Origin of the sequence: Methanococcoides sp. (assembly GCF_030594565.1) — an archaeon.
Lineage (GTDB): Archaea > Halobacteriota > Methanosarcinia > Methanosarcinales > Methanosarcinaceae > Methanococcoides > Methanococcoides seepicolus.
Genome location: NZ_JAUVEY010000078.1, coordinates 1 through 10,215 on the forward strand (window position 1 = coordinate 1; position 10,215 = coordinate 10,215).

At 45.4% G+C, this 10,215-nt stretch carries 11 protein-coding genes; 1 reads left to right on the forward strand and 10 read right to left on the reverse strand.

The features are described from left to right. Positions 1-306: 306 nt before the first annotated feature. Positions 307-1,206 (forward strand): presenilin family intramembrane aspartyl protease PSH, encoded by a 900-nt coding sequence (locus QAS77_RS07535; RefSeq protein ID WP_305064749.1) that lies wholly within the window; start codon positions 307-309, stop codon positions 1,204-1,206. 99 nt (positions 1,207-1,305) lie between these two features. On the opposite strand, the gene QAS77_RS07540 is transcribed toward QAS77_RS07535, so the two are convergent. The 10 genes from QAS77_RS07540 to QAS77_RS07585 form a co-directional block, all read right to left on the reverse strand. Beyond that, positions 1,306-1,755: a carboxymuconolactone decarboxylase family protein gene (locus QAS77_RS07540; protein ID WP_250867032.1), complete on the reverse strand. Its 450-nt coding sequence runs from the start codon at positions 1,753-1,755 to the stop codon at positions 1,306-1,308. A gap of 27 nt (positions 1,756-1,782) precedes the next feature. Further along, complete coding sequence (locus QAS77_RS07545; protein WP_305064751.1) at positions 1,783-2,715, reverse strand: methanogenesis marker 7 protein; 933 nt, start codon at positions 2,713-2,715, stop codon at positions 1,783-1,785. Then, positions 2,715-3,308, reverse strand: a complete 594-nt coding sequence (locus QAS77_RS07550) for a methanogenesis marker 17 protein (protein WP_250867030.1) — start codon at positions 3,306-3,308, stop codon at positions 2,715-2,717. The genes QAS77_RS07545 and QAS77_RS07550 overlap by 1 nt, the downstream gene beginning before the upstream one ends. A gap of 5 nt (positions 3,309-3,313) precedes the next feature. Then, entirely contained in the window at positions 3,314-4,558 is a 1,245-nt protein-coding gene (locus QAS77_RS07555) for a methanogenesis marker 15 protein (protein ID WP_250867029.1), read from the reverse strand. Continuing rightward, a complete protein-coding gene (locus tag QAS77_RS07560) occupies positions 4,555-5,010 on the reverse strand; it encodes a methanogenesis marker 5 protein (protein ID WP_250867028.1) in 456 nt (151 codons plus the stop codon). Before QAS77_RS07560 ends, QAS77_RS07555 begins: the two co-directional genes overlap by 4 nt. Before the next feature lie 9 nt (positions 5,011-5,019). Further along, positions 5,020-5,454 (reverse strand): methanogenesis marker 6 protein, encoded by a 435-nt coding sequence (locus tag QAS77_RS07565; RefSeq protein ID WP_305064754.1) that lies wholly within the window; start codon positions 5,452-5,454, stop codon positions 5,020-5,022. After that, positions 5,454-7,019 (reverse strand): methyl-coenzyme M reductase-associated protein Mmp3, encoded by a 1,566-nt coding sequence (gene mmp3 / locus QAS77_RS07570; RefSeq protein ID WP_305064755.1) that lies wholly within the window; start codon positions 7,017-7,019, stop codon positions 5,454-5,456. Before mmp3 ends, QAS77_RS07565 begins: the two co-directional genes overlap by 1 nt. A gap of 29 nt (positions 7,020-7,048) precedes the next feature. Beyond that, positions 7,049-8,665 (reverse strand): methyl coenzyme M reductase system, component A2, encoded by a 1,617-nt coding sequence (atwA, locus tag QAS77_RS07575; RefSeq protein WP_250867025.1) that lies wholly within the window; start codon positions 8,663-8,665, stop codon positions 7,049-7,051. Positions 8,666-8,930: 265 nt separating this feature from the next. Further along, positions 8,931-9,731: an HAD family hydrolase gene (locus QAS77_RS07580; protein ID WP_305064757.1), complete on the reverse strand. Its 801-nt coding sequence runs from the start codon at positions 9,729-9,731 to the stop codon at positions 8,931-8,933. Between the two features lie 88 nt (positions 9,732-9,819). Further along, positions 9,820-10,215: OB-fold nucleic acid binding domain-containing protein (locus QAS77_RS07585; RefSeq protein WP_305064758.1), on the reverse strand; the 396-nt coding region annotated here is incomplete at its 5' end.

Consider the following 10,215-nt stretch of genomic DNA (forward strand, 5'->3'; position numbering starts at 1 on the left):
AATGCACCTACCATTACAATAGCAGAAAGTATGATCAAAGAATTAGCGGAGTTGGGTTTGAACCTGCCAAGCCATTCATAGGTCAGCACAAAAGAAGATACAACCATCACGATCGAAAATACAATGTCCCGGGGATCCATCATTTTACCTCATTTATTAAACGTACAGCAATCCTATCGATAACAACATCGATATATTAACTGATAACACCTATTATAACTATTATAACAATTACATACTATTAAATACTGTGCCGATATTTCAAATTTGCACTACATAGATATTTTGGGCACAGGGAGAATTATATTGAGTTCCGAAAAAGACACATTCAAAGATTATTTTCCAATGGTCGCAATGGCCGGGTTGATTCTAATAGTACAGGTTCTCGCATTGGTGCTGGCATCCCCAATGGATGAACTTGGAATGCAAGCCGTAGAGAATCCCGAATCGACTGCCAATTCGTTCTATTACATAGGATTCATCCTCGCATTCACATTCCTGTTACTGCTTGCTATCAAACGTAACATGAAATGGGTAATACAACTAACGATATTGCTTGCAGTAGGTGCCACCATATTCTACGGATTCTATCCGATCTTGTATATGCTTGGAATAAGTGAGACATTGAGCAGTACACTGGGAATTATACTGGCAATTGCACTCAGCATCGTCCTTTACAAGTTCCCGGAATGGTATGTCATAGATACCATCGGCATAATAATCGGAGCTGCTGCCAGTTCAATATTCGGAATATCCTTTGGGATCCTGCCAGCGATCGTCCTGTTATCACTTCTTGCAATATACGATGCCATATCGGTCTATAAGACAAAGCACATGATCGATCTTGCAGAAGGTGTGATGGACCTCAGATTGCCAATACTTTTTATCATCCCGAAAAAGCTGAACTATTCATTCATAAAGGACGGCATGAAAAAGGAAGGCGAAAGAGATGCGTTCTTCATGGGACTTGGGGATGCGGTCATGCCAACCGTCCTGGTGGTATCTGCAAACGTTTTCATTGCCCACACAGGGTTCATATCATACCCCGCCCTTGGAGCAATAATAGGAACACTTACCGGATTCATCGGGCTTACAATATTCGTCATGAAAGGAAAACCACAGGCAGGACTTCCATTCCTGAACAGTGGAGTGATCCTTGGATACCTTGCAGGTGCACTTCTTTCAGGAACCCCGCTTCTGGGATAAGATAGGCTAGATTGAATATAGATGCCAATAAGATAAAATTGTAAAAAACAAATTGAATTAAATATAGATGATGCTTAAAACAGCATCATCATGCTTTTTTTAATCGTGATTCGCGATCTTGCAAACATCACAATCATCGTTGCCATCACATTTCCGACCATTGAACTCTGCATCGAGAGCACGTGTGCCTTCCGCAAGTACGGATGCATTGGAAATAGCACCAGCGATCAGAACAGCATCGAAGATCTCTTCCTTGGTAAGCCCAAGCCTGTTTGCCACACGGATGTGCATATTCATACAATGGTCGCACCGAAGGGCAGATGAAACACCTATACAGATCAGCTCGATCGTTTTCGGATCAAGCCTTTCGAATTCACGCATGATCGAATTGTCATACATTACCTTAGGGAGAAGGAGATCCGGCATATCACGCATGAACTCCAGAATATATGGGATCTCACCGTAACGCTCCTTCACACCCTCCAGTACATCAGAAACTGCCTCATCAGGCTCTTTTTCGATGATCTCTCGGATCTTCTCAATGTCCATAATAATCCTCACTTAAATACAGATATTTTAAATATTTACTACCTCAGACCTGCGTTTTATCTTTACAAGAATGTAATCCTTCATCTTGGAAGGAAGGATGTTCGCCGCATCCGAAAGGAGGAAGCCTTCATCGAATTCGATATTTCCAACAGCTTCATGGTATCTATCATAAGGCAGTTTTATCCTCATGCCGTCAAGCTGAAGCGTGATCGGAGCAGGTGTCAGCACATTAAGAATATCAGGAACCTGTTCCTGAACCTCTTTCATGAGCCTTGCAGGAAGAACTGCAAGCGGGTCCTTTGCGATATTTTCCCTCTTGAGATTCACGATCTCACCCACCTTTTCATTCAGAACGTCCATTGCATCCAGTTCAGAACCTTTCCTCATCCTGTGAGCAATACGCCCGATGCCACCAACATATATGTCAGCTCCGGAAATTTCCTCAGTTCTGATGTTAGGCCCACCGGTCACCACGATAGGTATCTCGATGCCTTCGAAGAGCTTTGGCTTCTTGTTAATGATACAATCCTTGAAAGTGCCGAACGAGAAAACAGCAACATCATGCTCATTAATGAGCCTTCTCTCATAATCAGCAGACAATGCGACCCTTCGCCCCATTCCCCTTGCAAGCCCGATCATATTGGTATTCGCCCCTCCGCGACGGAGATATTCCGCAATATCACATGCTGAATGTGGAAGATGATGGGATGCGAGTGTAGGAGACACTACCGCTACTTCAGTACCAGTAAGCGGTGCCGAGGTCAGCTTACCAAGAAGCTTTTTGCAGAGATCCTCGACAAGATGGACATCCTTTTTCGGAATGAGCATAACAAGAGTGACCTCTGTTGAAGCAGGGGTCTTCTGAACGAGATAACCACCAAGGTCTTCCAAAAGCTCAAGGATCAGACTGTGTTTGTGAATACCTCCTTCATAGATATAAGGTTCAAGTACTGCTGCCATCAGGAATCATCCCCTTCCAGTTCTTTCAACATAACATTGGCCTCATCGATCCAATCCTGCTGCATCGTATCCTCCGATGCCACGAAAACGAATTTGCCGCTATCAAGGGAATGGTAACGTATCCTGAACCCTTCCGGGGTGGCACGTATGGCCATGTCGGCAAGCCTTTCCCGGATCGTTTTCTCAGGATCATCCACGATAAGTTCAGCGATGAACTTATCCACGGTCTCAAGATCTGAAGCAACCTCGATAATGTTCCGTTCTGGCTGTATAACGTTCTGCCTTCCAAACTGTTCCCAGAGCCTGTCCAGAAACTGAGGAATGGTCTTCTCATCCCTGACAGTGATGACCACCTTTGCGTGTTCCCTGTCGAACTCAGTATCCGAGATCTCACCTGCCTTAATAGGAGGAAGACCTCTGCGAAGGAGTATGACCATCATGAACAGCGAATCCTCCGGCCTTATCCTCACTTTTATCCTGCCTATGGTGCGGGAGAATGCAAGCTCGGAGATGATATCCTTAAGGATGCTCTCATAAGCTGCAGCCTCGGAAGGTTCCGTAGTTTCAACAGTGAATATCTCAAGAGGTTCCATGAGAATCACTCCGACACATAGCCTGATGCGAGGAGGGCTGCACCCACAGCACCAATAAGCTGTGAATGCGGTGGCACTATGACATCTATTTTCAGGAGGTCACCAAGGGCCTTTGGAACCCCTGCAATAAGGGATGAACCTCCAACGAGGATCAGAGGTTCCTTTACCTCGACTTCCTGCAGCTGTTGCTCGAATATCTGCTCGACAACACTATGACAAGCTGCTGCTGCAACATCTTCCGGCGAGGAACCTTTTGCAAGCGAATTGACCAGTGACTGAATACCGAAAACGATACAGTAACTGTTCATTTCAACGTTCTTCTCCATGCCTTTTATAGCAAGATCGCCAAGGTCCGTGATCTCCACACCGAGGCGTTTAGCGGTCATTTCAAGGAAACGACCTGATGCTCCGGCACAGATACCGCCCATGGTGAACATTCCGGGAATACCGTCCTGTACGGAAATAGCTTTATTGTCCATTCCGCCAATATCAATAACAGTGGCACTGCCTTTTTGTTTATCTGCAAGGTAGACAGCTCCTTTTGAGTTCACTGTGATCTCTTCCTGCACCAGGTCCGCCTTGAAATGTTCGCCTATCAGGAAACGACCATACCCGGTAGTACCGATCGCCTGAATGTCCTCTCTTTTGAGACCAGCTTGATCAAGTGCCTGCTGTAATGCAGTCTCTGCACTTTCAATAACTTTTATGGTCGGAACCCAGCCCTCCCCGACGATCTCGTTGTCCTTCATAACGACCGCTTTGGTAGTAGTTGAACCGGAATCGACACCTGCGGTGATACCGGACTGTTTCACTCTCGCAAGCAGGTGTTTCCGTCTAGCAATGGTCGTCAGAGCCTCCAGACGTGTAAGCAGAGTTGCGGCAGTGGTACGCTCAGTGAAAGAATAGCTTATCACAGGCAAACCGGATTTCTCGAAGATGTACCTCCTCAACTCATTCCTCACGATTGCAGCTTCAGCGCAACGGAAACATGATGTCACGAAAACACCGTCCACTTTTGCAACGCCTTCAACGACCGCTTTCGCCCTTGCCATCATAAGTCTGAGGTCAGGACTTGCCACTTCCAACCCGAACTCCATACCGATGGTATCGAGGGTCGCAACATCCATCTCAGGATAAACAAGCTTGGCATTCAACATACTTGCGGCTTTTTCCAGCTCGCTCTGGACACCAGCATACTCACTTCCACAGGAAACAAGGGCTATCAGTACCGGATCTCCTTTATCGCTCATTTTTCATCACTCCCGGATGGCAGGGACTTCAAGAACTCTGCTATCTTGTAAACGAAATCCTGCCCTTCTTCCTCGGTATGAGGATACTGGATCTCAAGTATGGGGATGTCCTTTTCCCTGATAAGGAACTTTGTCAGTTCGTTGGTACGGGCACAGCCCATACATCCAAAACTGATAGATGAATCGCCAACGATTATGCCAGCTTCTGCAAGATCGATCATGGGACCAATAAGGGACATCCTTCCGCGAACTCCTGCAGGCACTTCCACCGCAGCATATTTCAAACCGTGTTTTGGGCCTTCCGGAGTAATGTTCAAAGGAGGGGAATCAACACCAACCGTGTTTATTATCTCCTTGATCTTCTCCATCATAGCAAGAGGTTCATGTCCGAACCTTTCCACCATATCGGAAAGTATCAGGCTGTTCGTAGGATAAATGATAACTTTTGCCAATGTAACACCTCATAATTCTGAATCAATTATCTTCTTCAACTTCGATATATCAAGTTTTTCCGGAGCCTCATGCTCTTCAAGGGGTTCGCCAGCCTCATATTTGTCCAATGCTCTGCCTATCATGGGAAGCATATTCACCTCTTCCCTCAGGAAATGGAAACCTGGTCTTGGACCGCCTCCTCTTCCCGCCCGGCATCGAACCTCTGCGCCTGGCTTAAAGCCCCTTTCCTTTACAAATATATGATTACGGTCCATTGAACGAAGGGTTTCGACAACCTTGAGCACAGCCTCCCTCGGACCATTCACCATCGTACCAAAACAGGTCTCCTTGATGGTGATGGAATCTTCCGATTCGTAAACCTTCATCGCTGCGTCCGTGGGCAGGATGCTGTCCGAACTTATGACAACTATCTTCGTGATGTTATCCTCAGTTTCTTCAGCCATCAATTATCACTCCCCTTACTTTCAATAACGTACATAACATCCCCGTCCTTAAGCCCTTTGAGCTTCTCAGGTTCAAGGATATGACCAATGATATTGGTGCTCAGGAACTTCTCACCCGTAGGACCGAACATATCATCATCGTCCAGTTTTACACCAACCATACCATGCCTTTTAGCCGCCTGGTTGGTGACACCGATATCACCTGCATTTACCTTGCCTACGGGAACATTCTCAGGCATGATCTCCTTATATTTCTCCGCAGCCTTTTCCGCCTTGAATATATACGTGTTCTCGTAGGTCATCATGACCGGCAATGCCCCAACGGGTTTGAACTGGAGATCGATAGCATGTCTGAAGAAATCAAGCGTTTTTGGAGCCAGATCATCATAAAGTTCAATGCTTACAAGCTTTGAATCCGGAACACCGATAACTTCCACTGATCCCTGTCGCATGACATCGATGCTGTGCGGGGGATCCTGTTTCACAACAACAGCATCTTCTTCCACGTATCCTTTCTTAACAAGCTCGATACCAAGTGCGGAAAGCTTTTCTTCTGCAGCCTTGAAGGACAGACCCAATAACCAGATAGGTTCCGGATCGGTCTTTACCATCAATTTCTGACCGGCTTCCGCCATCTGCACAAGCTCCATGCCATGCGACAAATGTCCTATAACGGAATGCATGACACTTGCCGGACGGTCATCGCGGGCAATGAAGACCTTGCCGGAACCATAACCTACTGTCCTTACCCATACTGAACCTTTATCCCGCGGGTCAAAACCTTCATACTTGCACATCTCACCGTGCAAGGAACTATCCGAAATAAAAGAGCTGGAAACAAAGTCCACATCGAAGGTCCCATCCCGGATCAAAGCAAAAAAGTGTTCTGCACCTTCAGGAGTTTCCGGATTAAGTTCCACTTCCACATAAGTGAATATACGGTATCCGTCCTCAAGTACTGTGGAGAGATCGGAAGTACAGATATGCTCCCCTGTCTCTTCCCACTCCAGAACAGGTTCGATGGAAAGGATACTATCCCCGCTTCCAAGTTCTTTCAGGACATTGATACCACTGATCACCTTTCCAAAGGAACCGTCTTCAGGTGCACCGTATTCCGAGGAGTGATCATCCAATGCGATGATCAAATGAGTATTACCGGGATCAAGACCACCCGCACCGAAGATCACATCATATTTCTCAAGTGATACTGAGCCTTTATCAGGAACAATATCCGCCTCGAAAGGACCAAAAGCTATTGCATCCCTGGAATCCCAGCGTACACTGACACCTTCATAATCTTTAAAACGGTCTGCCCATATCCCTGAGGATACAGACCCACCATTGAGTTCTATTTTAAATTCACCTTTAGAGGTCTTAACGACATAATCGATAATAGCACCGCTTCTACCGCCCTCATCTTTCTTGAGAAGACCTATGGCAGAACCTTCCCTATAAGGAGTTTCAGATGCTTGTATAGCATCCCCCAATGTAGAATTTGGGGGCATTGCTATGCGATGATCATTGACCTCTACACTAATCTCGCCGCTCAGGCCTATCGCCTCCATTACATAATATAAGAAGCTAAATGTTAAACTTATGCTCCCTGAGCAACAAGCAAACGTTCTTCTTCAGTAAGTTGAGAAAGCACCTCTGCCGGCTCACCGATCGACACGATCTTAGCATCTCTCATCAGTGCAACACGGTCACATACTTCATGCAGGAAGTCCATGTCGTGAGATACGATAACGAACGTATCACCCATTTCTTCACGTGCTTTGAGAATGGACCTTGTGACCTCTATCTTTGTGATAGGGTCCATGGTACCGGTAGGTTCGTCCATGATAATGATGTTAGGTTCCTTCATCAATATCTGAGCAAGAGCAACCCTGTGCCTTTCACCTTCACTGATATCATCTGCCATCTTTGGAAGAATGGATTTTGCCTTATCCTCGCTAAAACCAGTAGTTACAAGCGTCTTAATGGCCTTGCGTACTGCAAGCTCATAAGGCAGGTCGATACCTATTGACTCCGTCAGGTTGTCAATGATCGTCCTGTGAGTGTAAAGCCCATATTCCTGATGCAGAATACCCATATATTTAGTGGCACGTCCCCTGTTATCAGGACCCGGTTTGGTCATGTCCACCCATTCATCGCCCACACGGACCTGAATATCCCCTTTTGTAGGTGCAACGATTCCCATGAGCATCTCGGAGGTAGTTGTCTTTCCTGCACCACTTGTGCCTGCAAGACCAAATATCTCACCTTCCTTCACATCAAAGGAGATATCATTTACCGCATGTATAACGCCCCTTGTTACAGAGATATATTTCTTGACAAGGTTCTTGACATCGATTATCGGAGCACCAAGAGGAACTTTGACATTCTTCTCAATGCTGGACACCATGCCCATGAACTCTTTAGCAACCTTGCAAGGCTCACCTTCACTGATTATCGCACCATCTTCAAGGATGATAGCCTTATCTGCAAGCTTCTCGATGACCTCAGACCAGTGAGATGTGATGACCATGGTCATATTATAATCTTTCACGGCCTTTTCAATAACATCATGGACGATATCGGCAGTCCTTGGATCGAGCGTGCCGGTAGGTTCATCCGCAAGCAAAAACATTGGATTTCTCACAAGTTGCCTTGCAAGAACCACCCTTTGTTTCTCCCCACCACTCAGATCACGCGCAACGTGCATCAACCTGTGAGACAGACAGACATCTTCAAGAAGTTCCATAGCCCTTGACATCGCATCAGGACCTGTATATCCGATCTCTTTCAGAGAGTTCATCACATTTGCAACTACCTGATCATCGCCATAAAGGGCGAATGTACGCTGCAACATAATGGCAATTCTCATGGAAACGCTCCTGCGCTCATGATCATGCTGAGACAGAGCTACAAAATCCGCATCAAATGCCTTCATATCCTCATGATTACAGAGACGGCAAGGCTTGCCTACTTTACTTGGCGGGTCGATATGACCACATTTATCGCATCTCGCAAGATGATAAATGATGGAACCGGAAATGTTCTCGTATTCTTCAGCACCTCGCAGAGCGTGCATCAAAATTGTTTTCCCAGCACCACTGCGCCCCAGAATTCCAATAACCTCACCTTCATTGATGTTAAGATTGATATTCTTCAGAACATTAACACCGTCGTAAGTGATAGTTAGATCTTTGACCTCGATGAACAATGACATTTGCTTTCCTCCGATATGGTTAGCGTAAGTACCCATTTTTATATATTGATATATTGATTTTCAATATTACTTAATGGTTTTGTATATAAATATCAAAACCGAATTAACTTCATTTTGTGCATAACATCACCAAGAATTTATCCTCAGTAGATACACAGAGTTACATAATGCAGTACATAAATATAACGTATTGCCGTATCAGTGTTAACATTAAAAAACAGATACCATCGACCCAAAAGGTGACCAACCACCAGATGATTAGGATTCAATCCCTGTCAATGAGGTCAACTACTTCTTTAATATAATTGATAATAACGTTTGCAGACTTCATCAACTTTTCCGGGCGTTCATCCCCCTGTTGTATGGTCATCACCCCGACATCAGCTGCCCTGAGAGCAAGAATATCATTCATCCCATCGCCCACCATGAGAACTTTTTCATACTTCTCTTTCAGCTCAAGGATGATCCGCTCTTTTTCACGGGTGGTGGCAATATCAAATACCCTATCCATAGGAATAGCAAGACATTTTGCAAGCTGCTCGAGATTGCGCATACTGTCACCCGAAGCAATATAGATATCAGCCCCGCGCTCTTCAAGTTTTTCGATGGTATCTTTTGTATCGTGGAACAAACGTCCCCCCGTACTCAATACATAAGGGACCGAATAATCGTTCCTGTCCACTATGATCCCGGCTGCGACATAGAAGATGTTCGGACACCGTGCTTTTACCATGTCAACTACCTGAAGTATATCAGAGATCCTCAGTTCGCTTCCTTTAATAATATCATAGGCTTCATCAACAGAGAACGGATCGCTGGCACAACTGATAGCAATAGTTATACCATACTCATCGATAAAATCACTAACACGCATGCTATGGTCGGCACTCAATACCACACTGGGTTCAGTATGAAGAACGATAAGTGCCCGCCCCTTTCGTTGTGCAACAAGTCCGGTACTATCTATGCCCGTAATGATCTGACCGGTCCCCATATCCTTTGCAACGCGATACATATGCAGTAGAGTTCCAGCACTATCAAAGACCACAGCTACGTTCTTTTGCATAATGATATGATTCAGCTTACCAGATTATTAAACTTGTGTTCTCAAAAAAGAAGAAGAGGAAGAAGGCTAAAGAACAAAAGGACCCCCTTCATTGAATGATAACGATCTGTGAAGGGTCTTCAACGATGATCTCAGGACTTCCTTTGTACTCGATCACCTTTCCGGTCACTAACACGTGTTTTCCCCCATACATGATATCAGGGTCCTGTGAAAAACGATCCCAGTCATCACTCCATATAACCACAGTGAAATATCCCTCATAAGGGTCATGGAAATTAAGGAAGACTATCCCCGAATCATCTTTTTTTGTGGTCCGTACTATCGTGCCTTCAACTGTAACGACCTGGTCGATGTAGCGTCCTGCCTCCAGATATGAAATAGTGACAGTATCCTCGGCTATTGTAGAAACCGACCAGAGCCCGACACCATTCTCTTTTGCTATTACCTCCGCACTGTCAAAAATGTCCTGATAATGCGCATCCGG

Bases quoted from the DNA above. Each gene is read 5' to 3' on its own strand.
- QAS77_RS07550 (WP_250867030.1), bottom strand. From the start codon at position 3,308: ATGGAACCTCTTGAGATATTCACTGTTGAAACTACGGAACCTTCCGAG.
- QAS77_RS07545 (WP_305064751.1), bottom strand. From the start codon at position 2,715: ATGGCAGCAGTACTTGAACCTTATATCTATGAAGGAGGTATTCACAAA.
- atwA (WP_250867025.1), bottom strand. From the start codon at position 8,665: ATGTCATTGTTCATCGAGGTCAAAGATCTAACTATCACTTACGACGGT.
- QAS77_RS07555 (WP_250867029.1), bottom strand. From the start codon at position 4,558: ATGAGCGATAAAGGAGATCCGGTACTGATAGCCCTTGTTTCCTGTGGA.
- QAS77_RS07580 (WP_305064757.1), bottom strand. From the start codon at position 9,731: ATGCAAAAGAACGTAGCTGTGGTCTTTGATAGTGCTGGAACTCTACTG.
- QAS77_RS07540 (WP_250867032.1), bottom strand. From the start codon at position 1,755: ATGGACATTGAGAAGATCCGAGAGATCATCGAAAAAGAGCCTGATGAG.
- mmp3 (WP_305064755.1), bottom strand. From the start codon at position 7,019: ATGGAGGCGATAGGCCTGAGCGGCGAGATTAGTGTAGAGGTCAATGAT.
- QAS77_RS07565 (WP_305064754.1), bottom strand. From the start codon at position 5,454: ATGGCTGAAGAAACTGAGGATAACATCACGAAGATAGTTGTCATAAGT.